The following is a 19,708-nucleotide window of genomic DNA, read 5'->3' as shown; positions in this document are numbered from 1 at the left end:
GCGGCGGCGGTCAGCGTGGCCAGCACCGTGTCCCATGTGCCTTCTTCGGCCAAGCGCCGATGCCAGGTCCACACGGTCTGCCAGGGCCCGTAGACCTCGGGCAGATCCCTCCAAGCGATTCCGCACCGGTACCGGTAGATGATCGCCTCCACCATGGCGCGGGCGTCGGCGAACGGCCTGCCGGCGCGGCCGGTCCGGGTCGGGAGCATCGGGGCGATCAACTCCCATTGGGCGTCGGAGAGCATCTGGAACCGAAACATGTCCCCAGGGTCTCAGCTGACTCGTGCATCTATTCTCAGACACGCCCTAGGTCGCGGGCGAGTACCGCCGGGTAGCTCGGGCCCTCGAGGAGTGTCATGAGGATGCGGGAGCGGGTCGGGTCGGCCATCGCCCGGCCCAGCCGGTTCATCACGTCCAGCCGCGAAGCAATAGGGTCAAGCCCCTCGTGATGGTGTAGCGGTCTGATCCTTCATGGGGGTCAGGCGCTGAGGCCGAGGTTGAGTTCGGTGTCGGGGTCCACCTCGTCTCCGGTGTTGGTCACGGTGGTGAGCCTGCAGCGGGCCAGGACTTCGAGACCGAGGTAGCGTCGACCCTCGGCCCATTCATCGGTCTGCTCGGCCAGCACCGCACCCACTAGCCTGACGATGGCCGCCCGGTTGGGGAAGATGCCCACCGCGTCGGTGCGACGGCGGATCTCCCGGTTGAGCCGCTCGGCCGGGTTGTTCGACCAGACCTGCGTCCAGACGTCCTTCGGGAACGTGGTGAAGGCCAGGATGTCCGCCCGGGCGGCGTCGAGGTGCTCAGCCACGGTGGGCAGCTTCCCGCTCACGTAGTCCAGGAGCCGGTCGAACTGCGCGTGCACGCTGGCCGCATCGGGCTGGTCATAGACCGAGTGCAGCATGGCTTTCACGGCCGGCCACATGTTCTTCGGGGTGATGCCCATCAGGTTCGCCGCGTAATGGGTGCGGCAGCGCTGCCACGTCGCTCCGGGCAGGTTCGCCGCGATGGCGTCCTTGAGTCCGGTGTGGGCGTCAGAAGTGACCAACCGGACCCCGGCCAGGCCGCGGGCGACCAGGTCGGCGAAGAACTCGTTCCACGCCGCCCCGGTCTCCGAGGTGGCGACCCGCAGGCCCAGGACCTCGCGGTGGCCGTCAGCGTTGACCCCGGTGGCCAGCAGCACCACGGCGTTGACCACGCGCCCGCCCTCGCGGACCTTCATGCTCAGCGCATCGGCGGCCACGAACGTGAACGGGCCGGCCACCCCGAGCGGGCGGTGGCGGAAGGCCTCGACCTGCTCGTCGAGCTCGGTGGCCATCCGGGAGACTTGGGACTTGGACAGGGCGTTGACGCCCAGAGTCTTGACCAGCTTGTCCATCCGTCGGGTCGAGACCCCGGCGAGGTAGCAGTCAGCGACCACGGTGATCAGCGCCGACTCCGCTCTCTTCCTGCGTTCAAGTAGCCAGTCCGGGAAGTACGTGCCCGATCTGAGCTTGGGGATGGCCACGTCCAGGGTGCCGACCCGGGTGTCCAGGTCCCGGTGGCGGTACCCGTTCCGCTGAGCAGTGCGCGAGGAGCTGGGCTTGCCCCATTCGGCACCGACCACCGCGTCGGCATCCGCGGACAGCAAGGTGTTGATCATGGTCTGCAGCAGATGGCGCATCATGTCCGGGGACGCTTCAGACAGGGCTTCTCCGAGCAGGCCGGCAGGGTCGAGAATATGAGGAGCGGTCATCGTGATGACTCCATTCGAGGATTCTGTGGAAGGTTGACTCGACGGATCACACGGTGGCCGCGTCCACGTCTGAGACGACACGCCCGACCACCGGGCGCTACACCACTATGCGGGACTCAACTACCCTCCCGCCCCGCCGCCGTCGCGGTCGACGACGGCCCCTTCGGCGTCGCCGCCCTGCGCGCCCGCCTCGGGGTGAGTGCGGCGCCCCTGACGCGGTGGCACTGGATCCTGCCGCTGCTGGTCACGGCGATCGCCGGCGTCCTGCGGTTCACGAACCTGGCCCACCCGGACCAGCTGATCTTCGACGAGACCTACTACCCCAAGGACGCCTACTCCCTCCTGGAGTCCGGCTACGAGCGGCGGTGGGACGAGGACGTCAACGACGCGTTCGCGCGCGGCGAGGCGGAGCCGCTCGAGGGGGCCGCCTACGTGGTGCACCCGCCGCTGGGCAAGTGGCTGATCGGCCTGGGCATGCTCGTGTTCGGTCCGGACAACGGGGTGGGCTGGCGATTCAGTGCCGCGGTGGCCGGCACGCTGTCCGTCCTGCTGGTCGCCCTCGCCACGCAGCACCTGCTGCGCTCGGTGTCCCTGGGCGCGGTCGCCGGGCTGCTGCTGGCCGTGGAGGGCCACCACCTGGTGATGTCCCGCATCGGGCTGCTGGACATCTTCCTCTCGTTCTTCGTGCTCGCGGCCTTCGCCGCGCTCCTGGCGGACCGCGTCCACGGGCGGCGGCTGCTCGCGGAGCGGCTGGCCCACGACGTCGCCCGGTTAGGACGCGACGCCCTGGCCAGCGGGCCGTGGCTCGGCTGGCGCCCGTGGCGACTGCTGGCGGGCGTGCTGCTGGGCGCCGGCTGCGCCGTGAAGCTCTCCGGGCTGGCGTTCATGGCGGCCTTCGGCCTGCTCACGGTCCTGTGGGACATGTCCGCGCGCCGGACCGCCGGGGTGCGGCACTGGGCGTGGGCCGGCGTCGAGAAGGACGGCCTGTACGCGTTCGTGGCCGTGGTGGGCGGCGGCCTGGTCGCCTACCTGTTCCTCGCCGCGTCCGGCGTGCTGCTGCTCCTGCCGCTCGTGCCCGGGCTGGGCCTGAGCATGTACGGGGCGCGGATCTGGATCGACGTCGGATTCGGCACCTTCCAGCCCGGCGAGATCGCCAAGATCACGCTGGCCATCTTCTTCGCCGGCTACCTCTCCGCGAACCGCGACCTGATCCTGCTGGCCGGCCGCCGTGTGGGCCCGGTGACCTTCCCCCGAGCCCGGGACCTCGGCCCGTTGCTGGCCGGCTGGCTCCTGGCGCTCGGCGTGCTCGTGTTCCAGCGCGACCTGGGCTCGGCCCTGCTGTTCTTCGGCATGTTCATGGCGATGCTCTACATCGCCACGTCCCGCGCCTCCTGGATCCTCCTCGGCCTGGGCCTGATCGCCTTCGGCGCGGCGCTGGCGTTCCTGTTCATGCCGCACGTGACCGCCAGGTTCGAGATCTGGCTGAGGGCCTTCGACCCCGAGATCTACCATCGCGACTTCGGCGGCTCCTACCAGGTGGTCCAGGGCCTGTTCGCGATGGCCTCGGGCGGGCTGATGGGCACCGGCCTGGGCGCGGGCAACCCCACCCAGGTGCCGCTGTCCTTCTCGGACATGATCCTCACGGCCATCGGCGAGGAGCTCGGCTTCGTGGGCCTGGCCGCCGTGCTCGTCCTGTACCTCCTGCTCGTCACCCGCATGATGCGCGCCGCCCTCGGCGTGCGCGACGCGTTCGGCAAGGTGCTCGCCTCCGGCCTGGCCTTCACCATGGCGTGGCAGGTGTTCGTGGTGATGGGCGGCGTGACCCTCGTGCTGCCGCTCACCGGCCTCACGACGCCGTTCCTCGCCGCCGGCGGCTCCTCGCTGCTGGCCAACTGGATCATCGTGGGGCTCGTGCTGCGCATCTCGAACGCCGCCCGCCGGCCCGTGGTCGTGGACGGGATGGTCAACGCGTCCGGGCCCGGCGCCGGCCACCTCGACCCCGGCACGGCGCTCCCGGCGGCCGCCGTGCCCCCGGGAGGAGGTGAGGAGCGGTGAACGAGGCGATCCGACGCACGTGGACCGTCATGGCGGCCATGCTCCTCGTGCTCGCGCTGGCTGCGTCCGTCATCCAGGTGCTGGCCGCGGACCAGCTCAAGACGCACGCCCTGAACTCTCGGCAGATGTTCCTGGAGTTCGGCGCCCCGCGCGGGCCGATCCTCGTGGACGGCGAGCCGATCGCCGAGTCCGTCCCCTCCGGCGACGCGTACCACTACCAGCGCGTCTACCACGAGACCGAGCTGTACGCCCCGCTCACGGGCTTCTATTCGCTCACCTACGGCACCGACGGGCTGGAGGCGGCCATGAACGAGCAGCTCTCCGGCACCCCCACGTCCCAGTTCGTGGACCGCGCCATGGAGATCATCACGGGTGCCACGCCCGAGGGCGACCAGGTGGAGCTGACGATCGACCCCGAGCTGCAGCGTCTGGCGTACGACGCGCTCCCGGACGGCGTGCGCGCCTCCGCCGTGGTCACGGACCCGACGACGGGCGAGATCCTGGCCATGGCGTCGAAGCCGGGCTTCGACTCCAACGCGCTCTCCTCACACAGCCCGGCCGAGGCGCAGTCGGCCATGGCCGCGATCGACCAGATCCCCGGCGCCAGCGCATACCGCAACCGCGCCGCGGAGCAGCTCGTGTCCCCCGGCTCCACGTTCAAGCTGATCGACGCGGTGGCCATGCTCGAGTCCGGTGACTACACCCCGGGCGGGACGGTGGACATCCCCGCCGCGTGGACGCTGCCCGGCACGACCACGGAGCTGCCCAACTACGACGGCTCACCGTGCAACACCGTGGGGCGTCAGACCCTCACGTGGGCGCTGGCGCAGTCCTGCAACACGCCGTTCGCCATGGCCGCCGTCGAGCTGGGCCAAGACCGGATCCGGGAGGTCGCCGAGCGGTTCGGCTTCAACGACTCCTTCGACTACCCGTTGCCCGTGACCGGCTCCGTGTTCCCCTCCGACCTGGACGACGCCACGCTGGCGCAGTCCTCGATCGGCCAGCGGGACGTGCAGGCCACCGCGCTGCAGATGGCCATGGTGGCCGCCGGCATCGCGAACGACGGCGTGGTCATGGAGCCGCAGCTGATCAAGGCGGTCCGCCGTTCGGACCTCACCACGGTGCAGGAGTTCAGCCCCCGTGAGCGCGGCCGGGCCACGACCCCCGAGGTGGCCGGGCAGGTCTCGGACATGATGGTCTCGGCGGTGGAGGACGGCATCCTGGGATCCGTGCAGTCGGACACGGTGCGGATCGCGGCGAAGTCGGGCACGGCCGAGGTCGGGGACACGGGCAACGTGCACTCCTGGATCACCGGCTTCGACGCGAGCGAGAACCCCCGGGCGGCCGTGACGATCGTGGTGGAGGACGAGCCGCCGGGGGTTGGACATCAGACAGTCGTCAGTGGCATGAAGGCAATCATGGAAGCGGTGGTCACGGAATGAGGCCGACATCGGGCATCACCCTCGGCGGCAGGTACCAGTTGACCGATCGCATCGCGATCGGCGGCATGGGCGAGGTGTGGAAGGCGCGGGACAAGGTCCTGGGCCGGATCACCGCCGTGAAGATCCTCAAGGAGGAGTACACGGGTGACCCCAACTTCCTGCGCCGCTTCCGGGCGGAGGCCCAGCACACCGCGCTGCTGAACCACCCCGGCGTCGCCAACGTCTACGACTACGGCGAGGAGAAGGGCTCCGCCTACCTCGTCATGGAGCTCGTGCCGGGCCAGCCGCTGTCCTCCATCCTCGAGAAGGAGAAGGTGCTCTCCCCCGAGCGGACCCTGCGGATCATCGCGCAGACGGCGGCCGCGCTCTCGGCGGCCCACGCCCAGGGGCTCGTGCACCGCGACGTCAAGCCCGGCAACCTCATGATCACGCCCACCGGCCGGGTGAAGGTGACGGACTTCGGCATCGCGCGCCTGGCGGACCAGGTCCCCCTCACGGCCACCGGCCAGGTGATGGGCACCGCCCAGTACCTCGCGCCCGAGCAGGCCACGGGGCAGCAGGCCACCGGCTCCTCCGATCTCTACTCGCTGGGCATCATCGGCTACGAGGCCCTCGCCGGGCATCGCCCGTTCACGGGCGAGTCCCAGATCGCGATCGCCCTCGCCCAGGTCAACGACACGCCGCCGCCCCTGCCGGACACCGTCCCGGCCCCGGTGCGCGCCCTGATCATGTGCATGCTCTCGAAGGACCCCCGGGAGCGGCCCTCGGACGCGGCCGCGCTCTCGGACGCCGCCGACGCGCTGCGGCGCAAGGACACCCGCGGCGCCGTGGAGGCCGTGCCCGCCCTGGCCGTCTTCCTCGAGGAGCAGGGCGTGACCGACCCCTCGGGCGCCGAGACCGCTCCCCTGGACTACGACGGCATGCGCACCACCCATCCGCGCGCCGAGGGCACCCGGGCGGACGGCTCCCCCGCCACCGCGGCGCTGCCGGTGACCACGGCCCAGCCCCGCACCGACGACGCCGCCCGCGGCACCGGCGCCGCCGGTGCGGCGGCCGTGGGCGCGGCCGGTGCGTTCGGCGCCGCCGCGAGCGCTCGCACGCGCGACCACGAGATCGCCGCCGTGCGCGACCAGCAGACCCGCCCGGGCGACGTCGTGGACCCGGGCCCGCCCGCCGGGGGAGGATCCGCGCCCGCCCGCCGGCGACGCGCCAACCGCTGGCCGCTGTGGGCGCTGCTCGGGCTCGTGGTGTTCGCCCTGCTGGGGGCGCTGCTGTGGCCGCTGCTCACGGGTGACCGCGGCGTCGGCGGCTCAGCGCCGGCGACCTCGCAGGAGGAGTCGTCCGTGCACGTGGACCCGGAGGCGTACAAGGGTCGCCCCGTGAGCGAGGTGCGCACCGAGCTCGAGGGCCTCGGCCTGGCGGTGCGCGAGGAGGACCGCGACGCGCAGAGCCCGCAGGGCACCGTCGAGGAGATCAACCCGGTGGGGGCGCTGCGGCGCGGTGAGACCGTCACGCTGGCCGTCTCCACCGGGGAGGGCGTCATCCCGGAGGGCCTCGTGGGCCAACCCGTGGAGAGCGCGATCCAGACGCTGCGCGACCGCGGCTTCACCGTGGACCGGGTGGACGACCCGTCCGCCGACGGCGCCGACGGCGAGGTGGTGCGCGTGGTGCCCGGCGAGGGCGAGCGTCACCGCTACGACACGCACGTGCAGCTGATCGTGGCCACCGGCGGGTCCGACGCCGCGCCGACCCGCGAGGCGTCCCAGCCCGCCTCGGAGCCGGAGCCCAGCGCGTCGGAGGAGCCGAGCACCGAGCCGAGCAGCGAGCCGAGCCCGTCGGCCTCGGACGAGCCCCGCCCGTCCCCCACCGCCGAATCCCCGACGGCCACCGCCGACCCGGAGCCCATGCCGGAGCCGTCCGAGGAGCCGACGACGCCCACGGGGGATCCGACGACGGAGTCCTCCGGGGAGTCCACGGCACCGACGGGCGAGCCCACCACCGACCCGTCCGCTGACGCGCGTGGTGCGGAGGCCTCGTCCGCCGACGCCACGCCCTCCGCTTGAGCGGCGGGCGGGACGGGCACGCGGACGTGTCTGTGGATGAGCAGAGGATCCTGAACGGGCGGTACCGGATCGGTGAGCTGATCGGGCGCGGCGGCATGGCGGACGTCTTCCGCGGCGAGGACCTGCGGCTACACCGCCCGGTGGCGGTCAAGCTGATGCGCCGGGACCTGGCGCGCGATCCGCACTTCCAGGCACGCTTCCGCAAGGAGGCACGCTCGGCGGCCTCCCTGAACCACCCCTCGATCGTCTCCGTGTACGACACGGGCGAGGTCTCTCTCGAGGACGGCCTCCATCCGGTGGACTGCCCGTTCCTGGTGATGGAGCTCGTCTCCGGCCGGACGCTGCGGGAGATCCTGCACGCCGAGGGCGCCGTGGGCACGGACCGTGCCGTGGCCTGGACCCGGGGCGTGCTGGAAGCGCTCGAGCACGCGCATGAGGAGGGCATCGTCCACCGCGACGTGAAGCCCGCGAACGTCATGGTCACGGAGACGGGCGCCGTCAAGGTGATGGACTTCGGGATCGCCCATGCGCTGGCCGACACCTCCGCCACCACGTCGCAGACCCAGGCCGTGGTGGGCACGGCCCTCTACCTGGCCCCGGAGCAGGCGACGGGCCGCATCGTGGACGGCCGCGCCGACCTCTACGCGGCCGGCTGCCTGCTGTTCGAGCTGCTCACGGGCCGACCCCCCTTCACGGGTGACACGCCGCTGGCCGTGGCCTATCAACACGTGCGCGAGGAGCCGCCGGCGCCCTCCGACGTCGACCCCGACCTGCCGCCCGCGTTCGACCCCGTGGTGCTGCGCGCCCTGCGCAAGGATCCGGAGGACCGGTTCCCCACGGGCGCCGCGTTCCTCGCGGCCCTCGAGGAGGCCGCCGCGGATCCGCACGCCGGCCCCGGCCGTCACACCCCGCCGCTCGATGCCGTCCCTCCCGCCCTCGTCGGCGCGGTGCTGGGCTCTGCGGCCGCGGAGCACGGGGCCGACGACGCCGACGTGCCGACGGCCGCGGTCCCGCTGACCCGGCCGACGCCCTCCATCCCGGCCGAGCCGGACGCCGCACACCCCCAGGCGGCGAACCATGCCGTCGCGGGTGCGGGACTGCCCGGCGCCGCCTCCGCCGCGCAGCTGGCCGCCGCCGCCGCCATGGACGGCCCCCGCCCGGTGACGGCCGGCCAGCCGGTGACGCCCGGTGCGGTCGCGACGCCCCGGCCCGAACCGCCCGGGGACACGCCGGCGTCGGCGACGGCCACACCCCGTCGCGTGCGCCGGCGCCTCCGCCGGCGCACGCTCCTGGCGGCCGGCGCGGTCCTGGTGGCGCTGGTCCTGGTCCTGGCGCCGTGGCTCGCGGCGGCTCTGCCCACCACCGCGGAGGTGCCCGCGGTGGTGGGGCTGCAGCAGGACGAGGCGGTCGCGGCGCTCGAGGACGCGGGCCTGGTGGCCGTCGTCTCGTCGGCGTACATGGCCGACGCCCCGGACGGGGCCGTCACCCAGAGCGACCCGCAGACGGGCACGGAGGTGCCCCGCGGGGCCGAGGTGCGGATCCGGGTGTCCCGCGGCAAGGAGGGCATCGCGCTGTCCGACTCCCTGCACGGGCTGTCCGAGGACGCGGCCCGCCGCGAGCTGGAACGGCTGGGCCTGCGTGTCTCCTCCGTGCAGTACCAGGACGACGGCCGACTCGAACGCGGGCTGCTCGCCCGCACCGACCCCGCGATGGGCACGCACGTGCCGCCCGGCTCCTCCGTGGTGCTGCACCTGTCCAGCGGCATGGTCGACGTGCCGGATGTGGTGGGGATGAGCGCTCCGGACGCGCGGCGTCAGCTGGCGCTGAGCGCCCCCGAGCTGCGCGTGCGGATCCAGGACGAGGACGGCGCGACCACGGACACCGGAACGGTCGTGGCCCAGGATCCGCCCGCCGGCGTCCGCGTGGACAACCGTTCCTCCCTGACCCTGACGGCGTCCTCGTGGATCGCGCCCACGGCCGAGCCCTCCGAGCCGGCGCCGCCGTCCAGCGAGGCGCCCGAGCCCACGCCGTCGGCGTCCGCGTCACCGAGCCCCCCGCCGTCGGAGAGCCCCGAGCCCTCCGCGAGCGCGGAACCCTCGCCCTCGCCGTCCGCCTCGGCCACGCCCAGCCCCGAGCCGACGACGACCGCGACGCCGTCACCGACGCAGAGCCCGGCGCCGACGTCGGCGGCCCCGTCGACCTCGTCGGAGCCGACCGAGCAGTCGCCGAGCACCTCGTCCACCGCGACGCCGGTGGACCCGCTGCCGACGCTGACGCCGGAGCCCGAGCCCTCGATCGATCCGCCGCCGTCCACCTGAGCGGACGGGGCGCCGTCGGACCCGCGAACCGGGCCCCGGGGCCGGTCAGTCCTGGCGGACGAGGGGCGAGAGCCGGCCGCCGCGCTCGGCGGCCCCGGAGAGCCCCACGGACTCGAGCCAGTTGCCGAGCATCCGGTAGCCGCCCTCGGTGAGCACGGACTCGGGGTGGAACTGCACGCCCCACAGGGGCGCGGTGCGGTGGGCCAGTCCCATCACGACGCCGTCCTCGGTCTCGGCGGTGATCTCCAGGACCGCCTCGTCCACGGTGGGCCGCACGGCGGCCAGCGAGTGGTAGCGGGTGGCGGTGAACGGCGAGGGGACGCCCTCGAACATGGGGTGCTCGCCGCGGCGGACCAGAGACGTCTTGCCGTGCATGAGGGATTCCGCGTGCGTCACGGTGGCGCCGAACGCCTCCGCGATGGCCTGGTGCCCCAGGCACACCCCGAAGAGCGGGCGGCCGCCGTCGGCGGCGGAGCGGATGAGGTCGAGGGAGACACCGGCGTCGGCGGGTGCGCCCGGCCCGGGCGAGATGAGCACGGCCGTGTGCTCGGCAGCGAGCTCGAGGGCGCGGGCGGGGGTGACCTCGTCGTTGCGGATCACGGTGGTGCGGGCCCCGAGCTGCTCGAGGTAGCCCACCAGGGTGTAGACGAAGCTGTCGTAGTTGTCGACGACGAGGACGGAGACCTCGGGGCTCTGCACGGGGGCGCTCTTTCCTCCCCGCCGCGTGGGAGCGGGGTGCATAGACTGGCCGGGCACGTCGCTGACCCCGGTCCTGGGCAGGTCAGCAGGATACCGTCCCCGCCCCGGTCTCCGCCGGTGGGGGCGCCCACCACCCCCCACCCGAGGAGAAGACCCGTGGCAGCACCCGCCGGCAAGCGCAAGGACTCGGCCCGTCGGAAGCGCGAGGAGCTCGAGGCCGCGCGCCGCAGCCGCTCCGCCGTGCGGACGGACCTCGGGGACGTGGACCCGGGTCCGAAGCCCCTCTCCCCCGTGTACAAGGCCGTGATGTTCGGCCTGCTGATCCTCGGCCTGCTCTGGATCATCGTCTACTACCTGACCCAGGGTCTCTTCCCGATCGTGCAGATCGGCGGCTGGAACATCCTCGTGGGCTTCGGCATCGCGCTCGTCGGGTTCCTGATGATGTCCCGCTGGAGCGAATGACACGCGTGTAGTTCTCCACAGCGGTGGGCAACCCTGTGGATGACGAATCCGCACGATCCCGCCCGGAGACGAGTTGTCCCCGGAGTTGTCCACAGGTGTGGACACCCCTGTGGGAAGAAGTGCACACCCGGCTGTGGAGAACTCCGGGGACGGTCGGGGACGACGGCCTAGCCCAGCAGGCCGGCCACCGTGACCCGTGCGGCGCCGAGCACCGTGAGCGCCGCCAGCGCCGCCGCCACGACCACGAGGCCGGCCACCTGGGCGCCCACGGACGGCACGCGCGCGCGGCCGGGCCGCAGCCCGCCGGCCAGGGAGAACACGACGGCGGCGACGGCGCCCGTCAGCAGCCCGCCCACGTGCACCTGCCAGGCCACCCCGGGCAGCAGGAACGAGAACACGAGGTTCAGGCCGATCAGCACGGCGATCGAGCGCACCTGCCCGCCCCGCACCCGGGTGAGCAGGAACAGGGCCGCGAACATGCCGTACACGGCGCCGGACGCCCCGACGACGGGCTGCAGCGGGTCCGAGACCCACAGTGCGAACACCGCACCGCCCACGGCGGAGAGCACGTAGAGGGCGAGGAACCGCCACCAGCCCAGCGCGGGCTCGAGCACGCGCCCGATCACCCACAGCGCGAGCATGTTCAGCAGCAGGTGCGTGGGGCCGGTGACGTCGTGCACGAGCGCGTAGGAGGCCATCCGCCACGGCTCCATGCCGTACGGGGACGTGTAGAGCCCGGCGTACCAGAGCGCCTCGGTCACGCCGGACGCCTGATCCCGGGTCAGCCACTGCGCCGCGTAGACCACCACCGTGACCGCCAGCAGGATCCAGGTGACGGGCGAGGCGGCGAAGCCCGTCCGCCGTCGGGCCGGGACCGTCGCGGCGGCGCCGGCGGCGGGAGCCACCGTCGGAGCAGGGCCGGCCACGACGCCGGACGCACAGTCCACGCAGACCGGTCCGGCCGCGGAGCCGGGACGCTGGCAGTCGAGGCACGCAGGGCGCCGGCAGACGGCGCAGCGCACATACGCGGCACGGCCCGGATGCCGCGGGCACACCGGGGGTGTGCCGTCCGCGGAGTCCGGGCCGTGCGGGTCGGAGGGGGTGGTGCTCACCGAGGGGCTGCTCAGGCCTCGTCGATGTCGATGGACTCGATGACGACGTCCTCGAGCGGGCGGTCACGGGGATCGGTGGCGACGGCGTTGAGCTCGTCCACGACCTTCTGGGAGGCCTCGTCCTTCACCTCGCCGAAGATGGTGTGCTTGCCGTTGAGCCAGCCGGTGGGCACGGAGGTGATGAAGAACTGCGAGCCGTTGGTGCCGGGGCCCGCGTTGGCCATGGCCAGCAGGTAGGGGCGGTCGAACTGCAGCTCGGGGTGGATCTCGTCGCCGAACTGGTAGCCGGGGCCGCCGATGCCCATGCCGAGCGGGTCGCCGCCCTGGATCATGAAGTCCTTGATGATGCGGTGGAACACGGTGCCGGAGTACAGCGGGGCGCCGTTGTTCTTCTCACCGGTCTGCGGGTGGGTCCACTCCTGCTCGCCGGTGGCGAGGCCCACGAAGTTCTTCACGGTCTTCGGGGCGTGGTTGCCGAACAGCTCGACGACGATGTCGCCGTGGTTCGTGTGGATGGTCGCGGTGTGCGTCTTGTTCGCCATGCGCCCCATTGTTCCATCCGCGGCGGCGGGCCGTCCGGATCCCGCCGTCCGGGGGCGGGTCTTCCGCGATCGGCGTACGCACTCCCGGCGTGCCGGGACCCGTGCCACGGCGGGGGTCGGCCACTAGGCTGGGCCTCGAGGACCACCGCGTTCAACGACCATCCAGAACCCACGGGAGGCATCACATGGCTCGCACGACCCTGCACGACGAGATCCAGCACGACGGCGGCGCGAACGCGTTCGTCGCACGCCAGGCGGAGAACCTGCGCCACTGGGCCGCCCCGAAGGTGGAGTCCACCCGCGCCTGGAGCGAGGTGGCCGCGGCCTACGGGCTGATCGGCGGCTCCGCCGCGGCCGAGGAGGGCCGCCGCAAGGCCCAGGACGCCAAGCAGGAGTACGGCCCCGTGGTCGAGCGTGGGGCGCGCAAGGCCGGCGAGGCCGTCGCGCACCAGTACGGGCTGCTGGCCCCCGCCGTCGCCAAGGGCGTGGACACCGTCCAGGACTTCCTCGAGCACCTGCAGGCCCAGGCGCAGGACGCCGGCCACGAGGTGCAGCAGCAGTTCGCCGCGGCGCGCAAGGACGCTGAGAAGGCCGCGAAGAAGGGCCGCCATCGTGGGGGCCGCAAGGCCAAGCAGCTGCGCCGGGACGGCCGCCAGGCCGCCAAGGGCGCCCGTAAGGACGCGCAGCGGTCCGCCGCCCTGTTCAGCGACCGCGCTGGCCAGGCCAAGGACGCCGCCGCCGCGGGCGGCCTGACCCTCGCCGGCCTCCTCGCCACGGGTCTGTCCGCGCTGCAGGAGCAGGGCGGGAAGGTGGGCCCGCAGGTGCAGGCCCGCCTGGCCGACGCCGGCGACTACGCCCAGCGCCGCAAGGAGGAGGTCCTCCCCGTGGCCGCCGCCCGCCTGGCCGACGGTGCCGCGCACGCCCGCAAGACCGCCCACGACGTCGAGGTCCCGGACGCCCTGGAGCAGGCCCTGATCAGGCTCACCGGGGACAAGGCGATCGTGCAGCGCCTGCGCAAGGGTGCCGAGCAGTACGCCGGCGCGGCCGAGAAGGACCTGAACCGTGCCGCCGGTCGCCGGACCTCCCGCTCGGGTGGCCGCGCCTGGATCGTCGCGGGCATGGCGGCCGCCGCCGCCGGCGCCGGCTACGCCCTGTGGCGCCTGACCAAGCCGGTGCAGGATCCGTGGACCGCCCCGGTCCCGGGCCCGATCACCGCGAACATCCCGGTGGTGGAGGCGAACAACCCCTACGCCCAGCAGCAGAAGGTCGTGGCCGAGGCCGGCTCGGCCGCGGCGGGCGAGGGCGTGCGCGTGGACACCGCCGCCCCGGACCCGGTGGCCGCCGCCAACGCCAAGGTGCTGGGCGTCCAGCCCGGGCAGCAGCGCTGACCCGCTCCCCCGCGCCCTGAGCGCGCAGCGGACGGCACCCGGCCCGCGCATCCTCGGCAGGACCGAGGGGGCGCGGGCCTTGTCCACCGCCGGGAGCACGCGGGAGGCTGGGAGCGCCCGGGATCCCGACGCCGGGCGGAGGAGTGATCTGCATGAGCACGACCCTGACCCTCTTCGGCCACTCGGCCGTCCGCCTCGAGAAGGCCGGCCGGCGCCTCGCGTTCGACCCCGGCGCGTTCAGCGACGCGGCGGTCCTGGACGGCGCGGACGCCGTCCTCGTGACGCACGGCCACCCGGACCACGTGGTCCCCGAGCAGCTGGCCCGGGCGCTGGCCGGCACGGAGGCGCACGTCTGGGCGCCACGGGACCTCACGGGGCCGCTGGCGGAGGCGGGGCTCGCCGCCGGGCGCGTGCACACGGCCGTCCCCGGAGAGACGTTCGAGGCCGCCGGCTTCCGGGTGGAGGTGCTCGGCGGGGAGCACGCGGTGATCCACGCCGAGGTGCCGCGCCCGGTCAACGTGTCCTACCTCGTGGACGGGGCCGTGCTGCACCCCGGCGACTCGTTCACGGTGCCGGACGCCGACGTCGAGGTGCTCCTGCTGCCCGCCGCGGCGCCGTGGCTGCGCATCGCGGACGTGGTGGACCAGATGCGGGCCATCGCGGCGACGCACACCCGCCCCATCCACGACGGCATCCTCAGCGAGGACGGCAAGGGCGTGGTGGATCGGGTGCTCTCGGGTCTCGCCGAGGGCGTGACCGACTACCGGCGCCTGGCCCCCGGGGAGCTCTGGACGTTCTGAGGCACGGGGAGGCAGCGGCCGCCCCGGGGCCGGTCACCAGCTGAGGGTGATCTCCAGCTCGGCGTCGCCGCCGTCCTCGACCTCGAGCTCCACCTCGAGGCCCACGCGGTCCGGGACGGTGACGACGACGTCGCGGCCGCCGTGCTCGACCCGCACCTCGTTCTGCCGGGAGAGCTGGTCGGCGAGGTCGCGTAGGCGTGCGGCGGCCTGCTCACGGCTGAGGGTCTGCTGCTGCTCGTGCTCGAAGAGGTCCTTGCCCATGGCACCGACGGTAGTCGCTGGGCGGGGTGCGCGCGACGGACGGGCCCCGGCGCGGCCGACGCCGGGGCCCGTGCGGGTCAGCGGGACGCGGCCGGGGCGAGGGCGGGATCGTCGTCGCGGTGGATCTCGAAGCCGGGTGCCCGGTAGGTGGGCTCCCGGCGCTTGAGGGCGCGGATGACGAGCAGGGTCACCGGCACGATGAGGATCTCCACGAGCGTCTTGTACGCGAAGCCGGTCACCGTGTAGTTCGCCAGTTCCAGCAGCGAGATGGTGCCGGCGTAGGCGATGGTGCAGAAGATCAGGGTGTCGAAGAACTGGCCGACCACGGTGGAGAGGATGAGCCGGAACGCCACGTGCCGTTCCTTCATGCGCTCCTTGAGGCGGACCACGATGGACGCGTTGAGCAGGGAGCCCACGAGGAACGCGACGAAGCCGGCCACGGTGATCCGCAGCATGGGCGCGAGGGCCTGGTCCCACACCTCGAAGCCCTCGACGGGCGTGGTCCAGGAGACCACCGTGTAGGTGAGGGCGGCGAGCACGAGCATCGCGAAGCCGAGGACGATGGCGCGGCGGGCCCGGCGCCAGCCGTACACCTCGGCGAGGATGTCGCCGACGATGTACGCGAACGGGAACAGGAAGGCGCCGCCGTCGAAGATGAGGGGACCGCCGTCGTAGAAGAGGTCCGAGATGACCGGGACGGTGGGGCCGTAGAAGAGCTTGGCCGCGGTGACGCCGGAGAGGATCAGGAGGGCGATGAAGACGCCCACGAAGATGTCGTAGTAGCTCGCGGGCACCCGGGCGTAGGCCGGGGTGCCCTGCCCAGGGGCGGGTCGGTCGGGGGACGGGGTGTCGATGATGGTGTTCACCGGACCATCCAACACCACGCGCGACGGCCACGGGCGCGGTGGGCGGGTCCGGCGGCGGGGGTTCGGGGCAGGCCATCCCCGTCCCTCCGTGGGCAGAAACGCCCTCTCTTCTGCCCACGGGGCCCGAAGTCCTGCAGTTTGTGCCCCAGGAGCCCCCGGGTCGCCGGTTTCTGCCCACGGTGCCGGCGCCGGCGGCCACCCTGGGCATACGAAAGGGCCCGGGAGTCTCACGACTCCCGGGCCCTTCTTCGGTGGAGGCAAGGGGACTCGAACCCCTAACCCCCTGCTTGCAAAGCAGGTGCGCTACCAATTGCGCCATGCCCCCGTGAGGACCGGTCAGTCCTCCGGTGCCGGCTCGACGCCGTCGGCGTCCGCCGGCAGGTCGTCCGTGGCCGTGGCCCAGACGTCCTTCCCCGCACTGTTCTCCCGCCAGAGACGCGCCCCATAGGCGGCTACCGCGGCGCCGACCACGAGGGCCACGCGTGCCAGTCGACCCATGAGAGGACCTCCGGAGACGAACGGAGCCCCAGCGGACCGGGGCTCTGTGTGGTGGGAGTGGGCGTACCAAGACTTGAACTTGGGACCTCTTCGTTATCAGCGAAGCGCTCTAACCGCCTGAGCTATACGCCCTCACCGTCGCTCACGGCTGACGCCGTTCACAACAGGAGATGACTGTACAGGAGCGCCGACGCCCCGCGCAAATCCGCGCGGGGCGTCGTCGAGGGTCTGCTCAGTCGTCCGTCAACGTGACGCCGAGGCCGCCCACGAGGCTCGCGCAGAGGTTGTAGAGCAGCGCGGCCACGGTGGCCAGGGCGGTCAGCAGGATGACGTTGACCACGGCCAGCACGGTGGCCAGCGAGGTCACGGTGCTCAGCGGGGCCAGGGACGCCACGGTGTAGCGCCCGGCCTCGGAGCCGAGCACGGTGCCGATCACGTCGTTGACCCTGTCGAAGATCCCGAGGACGTCGGACAGCGAGTACAGCGCCACCGCCGCCACCACCGTGAGGATGCCCAGCGCCACCGAGAGCAGGAACGCCAGCTTCAGCACGGACCACGGGTCCACCCGGGTCAGCACCAGGCGGGCGCGGCGCACCTTGGCCTTCGGGACGGCGCGGACCAGGTCCTCCTGCGAGGACCCGCTGGCCTTGCGCACCGGACGACCGGACCGCGGCTCGGCGGCCTTCCCGGTGCTCCGTCCCTGGCCGGGACGCGACGACGCGGACGTGCTCACTGCTCTCCTCCGTCTGCACCCTCACCGGCGTCCTGCGTCAGGGCGTCCTCCGGTGCGGCTACGGGGTCGGTCGGGTCGATGTCTGCGTCCAAGGGTACATCCGGCCCCGCTTCGGCCTCGGCGTCCGCCTTCGCCTCCATCTCCTGCTCGTTGTTCAGGGTGACGGCGACGATCCGGTCCCGCTTGTCCGGCTTGGCGAAGATCACGCCCATCGTGTCGCGGCCCTTGGCCGGCACGCCGGCGACGGCGGAGCGCACCACCTTGCCCGAGGCCATCACCACGAGGACCTCCTGGTCCTCGCGCACCACGAGACCGCCGGCGAGCTCGCCGCGGTCGTCCACGAGCTTGGCGACCTTGATGCCGAGGCCGCCGCGGTTCTGCAGGCGGTACTCGTCCACGTGGGTGCGCTTGGCGAAGCCGCCGTCCGTGACGGTGAAGACGTAGCCGTCCTCCTCCACCACGTCCATGGTCAGCAGGGAGTCGTCGTCGCGGAACTTCATGCCGGTCACGCCCGAGGTCGCACGGCCCATGGGACGCAGCGCCTCGTCCGTGGCGGTGAACCGCAGGGACTGGCCCTTGTGCGAGATCAGGATGAGGTCGTCGTCGGGCGAGACCACGCGGGCCGAGACCAGCTCGTCCCCCTCACGCAGCTTGATGGCGATCAGGCCGGCGGTGCGGTTCGTGTCGTAGTCCAGCAGCGGCGTCTTCTTCACGAGGCCGCCGCGCGTGGCGAGCACGAGGTACGGGGCCCGGCCGTAGTCCACGAGCGGCTGGATCTGGGCGATCCGCTCGTCCGGCTGGAACGCGAGCAGGTTGGCCACGTGCTGGCCCTTCGCGTCGCGGCCGGCCTCGAGCAGCTCGTACGTCTTGATGCGGTACACGCGGCCGAAGTTCGTGAAGAACAGCAGCCAGTGGTGCGTGGACACGGTGAGGAAGTGCTCGACGACGTCGTCGCCGCGCAGCGTCGCCCCGCGCACGCCCTTGCCGCCGCGCGCCTGGGACCGGTACTGGTCGATCCGGGTGCGCTTGACATAGCCGCCGCGGGTGATGGAGACGACCATCTCCTCCTCGGGGATCAGGTCCTCGATGGACATGTCCCCGTCGAAGCCGGCCATGATCTCGGTGCGGCGGTCGTCGCCGTGCTTGGCCACGATCTCAGCGAGCTCCTCGGAGATGACCTCGCGCTGACGCTGCGGGGACTCCAGGATCCGGTTGTACTCGGCGATCTTCGCCATGAGGTCGTCGTACTCGTCCTGGATCTTCCGGGACTCCAGGGCGGCGAGCTGGCGCAGCTGCATCTGCAGGATGGCCTGGGCCTGGACGTCGTCGATGTCCAGGAGCTCCTTGAGGGCCTCGCGGGCCACGTCCGCCGAGGCCGAGCGGCGGATGGTCGCGATGACCTCGTCCAGCATGTCCAGGGCCTTGAGCAGGCCGCGCAGGATGTGCGCGCGCTCCTCGGCCTTGCGCTTGCGGAACGCGGTGCGGCGCACGATCACGTCGATCTGGTGCTTCACCCAGTGGTGCACGAAGCCGTCCAGGGACAGGGTGCGCGGCACGCCGTCCACGAGCGCGAGCATGTTGGCCGAGAAGTTCGACTGCAGCTCGGTGTGCTTGTAGAGGTTGTTCAGCACCACCTTGGCGACGGCGTCGCGTTTGAGCACGATCACCAGGCGCTGGCCGGTGCGACCCGAGGTCTCGTCGCGCATGTCCGCGATGCCGTTGATCTTGCCGTCCCGCACCATCTCCGCGATCTTCGCGGCGAGGTTGTCCGGGTTGGTCATGTAGGGCAGCTCGGTGACCACCAGGCACGTGCGGCCCTGGATCTCCTCCACGTTGACCACAGCGCGCATGGTGATGGGGCCGCGGCCGGTCCGGTAGACCTCCTCGATGCCCTTGCGGCCCAGGATCTGGGCGCCCGTGGGGAAGTCGGGGCCGTGCACGCGGGCCAGGAGCGCCTCGAGCAGCTCCTCGCGGGTGGCCTCGGGGTGCTCGAGGTACCACTGCACGCCCGCGGCCACCTCGCGCATGTTGTGCGGCGGGATGTTCGTGGCCATGCCGACGGCGATGCCCGAGGAGCCGTTGACCAGCAGGTTCGGGTACCGGGCGGGCAGGACGACGGGCTCCTGCTGCTTGCCGTCGTAGTTGTCCTGCATGTCGACGGTGTCCTCGTCGATGTCCCGGACCATCTCCATGGCCAGCGGGGCCATCTTGGTCTCGGTGTAGCGCTGGGCGGCCGCGCCGTCGTTGCCCGGGGAGCCGAAGTTGCCCTGGCCGAGCGCCAGCGGGTAGCGCTGGACCCAGTCCTGGATGAGGCGCACGAGGGCGTCGTAGATCGCGGTGTCGCCGTGCGGGTGGTAGTTGCCCATCACGTCGCCCACCACGCGGGCGGACTTGTTGAACGCGCGGTCCGGGCGGTAGCCGCCGTCGTACATCGCGTAGAGCACGCGACGGTGCACCGGCTTGAGGCCGTCGCGCACGTCCGGCAGCGCGCGGCCGACGATCACGGCCATCGCGTAGTCCAGGTACGAGCGCTTCATCTCCGACTCGAGGTCGACGGGCTCGACCTTGTCGGCGGCGCCCTCGGGGAGCACGTAGTGCTCGACCTCGATGTCCAGGCCGGTCTGCGGGGTCCCCGGGATCGGGGCGCCCTCGACGGGCTCGTCCGGGGTCTGGGGGGTGGTCTCGTCGCTCACGCGGGTCCTCTCGTGCTCCCCTCAGGCGGGGAGGGTGGTCGACT

General features: G+C 72.5%; 17 protein-coding genes, 2 tRNA genes and 1 pseudogene. 7 read left to right on the top strand and 13 right to left on the bottom strand.

From position 1 onward, the window contains the following. The 3 genes and pseudogenes from J1M40_RS09880 to J1M40_RS09875 all read right to left on the bottom strand — a co-directional run. Nucleotides 1-260 (bottom strand): transposase (locus J1M40_RS09880; RefSeq protein WP_206450751.1); only part of this gene is annotated, 260 nt, incomplete at its 3' end. 44 nt (nt 261-304) lie between these two features. After that, a pseudogene (locus tag J1M40_RS12785) lies at nt 305-409 on the bottom strand (ArsR family transcriptional regulator); the annotation flags it as partial. 69 nt (nt 410-478) lie between these two features. Continuing rightward, nucleotides 479-1,732, bottom strand: coding sequence for an IS256 family transposase (locus J1M40_RS09875; RefSeq protein WP_206450750.1), 1,254 nt, complete (start codon nt 1,730-1,732; stop codon nt 479-481). A gap of 195 nt (nt 1,733-1,927) precedes the next feature. Between J1M40_RS09875 and J1M40_RS12780 the strand changes: the two genes are divergently transcribed. From J1M40_RS12780 to pknB, 4 genes are read left to right on the top strand one after another with little or no spacing between them, the layout of a single operon-like run. Next, nucleotides 1,928-3,787 (top strand): FtsW/RodA/SpoVE family cell cycle protein, encoded by a 1,860-nt coding sequence (locus J1M40_RS12780; protein ID WP_342356900.1) that lies wholly within the window; start codon nt 1,928-1,930, stop codon nt 3,785-3,787. Beyond that, nucleotides 3,784-5,229 (top strand): penicillin-binding protein 2, encoded by a 1,446-nt coding sequence (locus J1M40_RS09860; RefSeq protein ID WP_036314452.1) that lies wholly within the window; start codon nt 3,784-3,786, stop codon nt 5,227-5,229. The genes J1M40_RS12780 and J1M40_RS09860 overlap by 4 nt, the downstream gene beginning before the upstream one ends. Continuing rightward, entirely contained in the window at nt 5,226-7,292 is a 2,067-nt protein-coding gene (locus J1M40_RS09855) for a protein kinase (protein WP_036314450.1), read from the top strand. Before J1M40_RS09860 ends, J1M40_RS09855 begins: the two co-directional genes overlap by 4 nt. A gap of 32 nt (nt 7,293-7,324) precedes the next feature. After that, on the top strand, nt 7,325-9,610 hold the full coding sequence (gene pknB, locus J1M40_RS09850) for a Stk1 family PASTA domain-containing Ser/Thr kinase (protein ID WP_206450749.1): 2,286 nt from the start codon (nt 7,325-7,327) through the stop codon (nt 9,608-9,610). Between the two features lie 45 nt (nt 9,611-9,655). Here pknB and J1M40_RS09845 read toward each other — a convergent pair whose 3' ends face one another. Continuing rightward, entirely contained in the window at nt 9,656-10,309 is a 654-nt protein-coding gene (locus J1M40_RS09845) for an aminodeoxychorismate/anthranilate synthase component II (protein ID WP_036337278.1), read from the bottom strand. A 156-nt stretch (nt 10,310-10,465) separates the two neighbouring features. On the opposite strand from J1M40_RS09845, the gene J1M40_RS09840 reads away from it, so the two are divergent. Then, nucleotides 10,466-10,771, top strand: coding sequence for a cell division protein CrgA (locus tag J1M40_RS09840; RefSeq protein WP_036337280.1), 306 nt, complete (start codon nt 10,466-10,468; stop codon nt 10,769-10,771). 167 nt (nt 10,772-10,938) lie between these two features. Here J1M40_RS09840 and J1M40_RS09835 read toward each other — a convergent pair whose 3' ends face one another. Continuing rightward, nucleotides 10,939-11,676: a rhomboid family intramembrane serine protease gene (locus J1M40_RS09835; RefSeq protein WP_235188127.1), complete on the bottom strand. Its 738-nt coding sequence runs from the start codon at nt 11,674-11,676 to the stop codon at nt 10,939-10,941. A 218-nt stretch (nt 11,677-11,894) separates the two neighbouring features. Then, nucleotides 11,895-12,425, bottom strand: a complete 531-nt coding sequence (locus J1M40_RS09830; protein WP_010079725.1) for a peptidylprolyl isomerase — start codon at nt 12,423-12,425, stop codon at nt 11,895-11,897. Between the two features lie 185 nt (nt 12,426-12,610). Between J1M40_RS09830 and J1M40_RS09825 the strand changes: the two genes are divergently transcribed. Continuing rightward, nucleotides 12,611-13,813 (top strand): hypothetical protein, encoded by a 1,203-nt coding sequence (locus J1M40_RS09825; RefSeq protein ID WP_020624436.1) that lies wholly within the window; start codon nt 12,611-12,613, stop codon nt 13,811-13,813. A gap of 152 nt (nt 13,814-13,965) precedes the next feature. Next, nucleotides 13,966-14,613, top strand: coding sequence for an MBL fold metallo-hydrolase (locus J1M40_RS09820; protein WP_036314438.1), 648 nt, complete (start codon nt 13,966-13,968; stop codon nt 14,611-14,613). 33 nt (nt 14,614-14,646) lie between these two features. On the opposite strand, the gene J1M40_RS09815 is transcribed toward J1M40_RS09820, so the two are convergent. The 7 genes from J1M40_RS09815 to gyrA all read right to left on the bottom strand — a co-directional run bounded on the left by J1M40_RS09815 (nt 14,647) and on the right by gyrA (nt 19,664). Next, entirely contained in the window at nt 14,647-14,874 is a 228-nt protein-coding gene (locus tag J1M40_RS09815; RefSeq protein WP_020624434.1) for an amphi-Trp domain-containing protein, read from the bottom strand. 77 nt (nt 14,875-14,951) lie between these two features. After that, nucleotides 14,952-15,740, bottom strand: a complete 789-nt coding sequence (locus J1M40_RS09810; protein WP_206450748.1) for a queuosine precursor transporter — start codon at nt 15,738-15,740, stop codon at nt 14,952-14,954. A 252-nt stretch (nt 15,741-15,992) separates the two neighbouring features. After that, nucleotides 15,993-16,065: transfer RNA gene (locus tag J1M40_RS09805), tRNA-Ala, on the bottom strand. Between the two features lie 11 nt (nt 16,066-16,076). Further along, on the bottom strand, nt 16,077-16,238 hold the full coding sequence (locus J1M40_RS09800) for a hypothetical protein (protein ID WP_206450747.1): 162 nt from the start codon (nt 16,236-16,238) through the stop codon (nt 16,077-16,079). Between the two features lie 58 nt (nt 16,239-16,296). Next, nucleotides 16,297-16,370, bottom strand: a tRNA-Ile gene (locus tag J1M40_RS09795). Between the two features lie 100 nt (nt 16,371-16,470). After that, nucleotides 16,471-16,971: a DUF3566 domain-containing protein gene (locus tag J1M40_RS09790; protein ID WP_010079768.1), complete on the bottom strand. Its 501-nt coding sequence runs from the start codon at nt 16,969-16,971 to the stop codon at nt 16,471-16,473. Next, a complete protein-coding gene (gene gyrA / locus J1M40_RS09785) occupies nt 16,968-19,664 on the bottom strand; it encodes a DNA gyrase subunit A (RefSeq protein ID WP_036337305.1) in 2,697 nt (898 codons plus the stop codon). The genes J1M40_RS09790 and gyrA overlap by 4 nt, the downstream gene beginning before the upstream one ends. Nucleotides 19,665-19,708 lie beyond the last annotated feature (44 nt).

Source organism: Micrococcus sp. KRD026 (genome assembly GCF_017168445.1).
Lineage (GTDB): Bacteria > Actinomycetota > Actinomycetes > Actinomycetales > Micrococcaceae > Micrococcus > Micrococcus luteus.
The sequence above is the reverse complement of the archived record's forward strand: the minus strand, read 5'-3'. Positions and strand labels throughout refer to the sequence as shown.

Coding starts and splice junctions, on each gene's coding strand:
- J1M40_RS09875 (WP_206450750.1), bottom strand. CDS start 1,732: ATGACCGCTCCTCATATTCTCGACCCTGCCGGCCTGCTCGGAGAAGCC.
- J1M40_RS09855 (WP_036314450.1), top strand. CDS start 5,226: ATGAGGCCGACATCGGGCATCACCCTCGGCGGCAGGTACCAGTTGACC.
- J1M40_RS09830 (WP_010079725.1), bottom strand. CDS start 12,425: ATGGCGAACAAGACGCACACCGCGACCATCCACACGAACCACGGCGAC.
- J1M40_RS09825 (WP_020624436.1), top strand. CDS start 12,611: ATGGCTCGCACGACCCTGCACGACGAGATCCAGCACGACGGCGGCGCG.
- J1M40_RS09820 (WP_036314438.1), top strand. CDS start 13,966: ATGAGCACGACCCTGACCCTCTTCGGCCACTCGGCCGTCCGCCTCGAG.
- J1M40_RS09815 (WP_020624434.1), bottom strand. CDS start 14,874: ATGGGCAAGGACCTCTTCGAGCACGAGCAGCAGCAGACCCTCAGCCGT.
- J1M40_RS09800 (WP_206450747.1), bottom strand. CDS start 16,238: ATGGGTCGACTGGCACGCGTGGCCCTCGTGGTCGGCGCCGCGGTAGCC.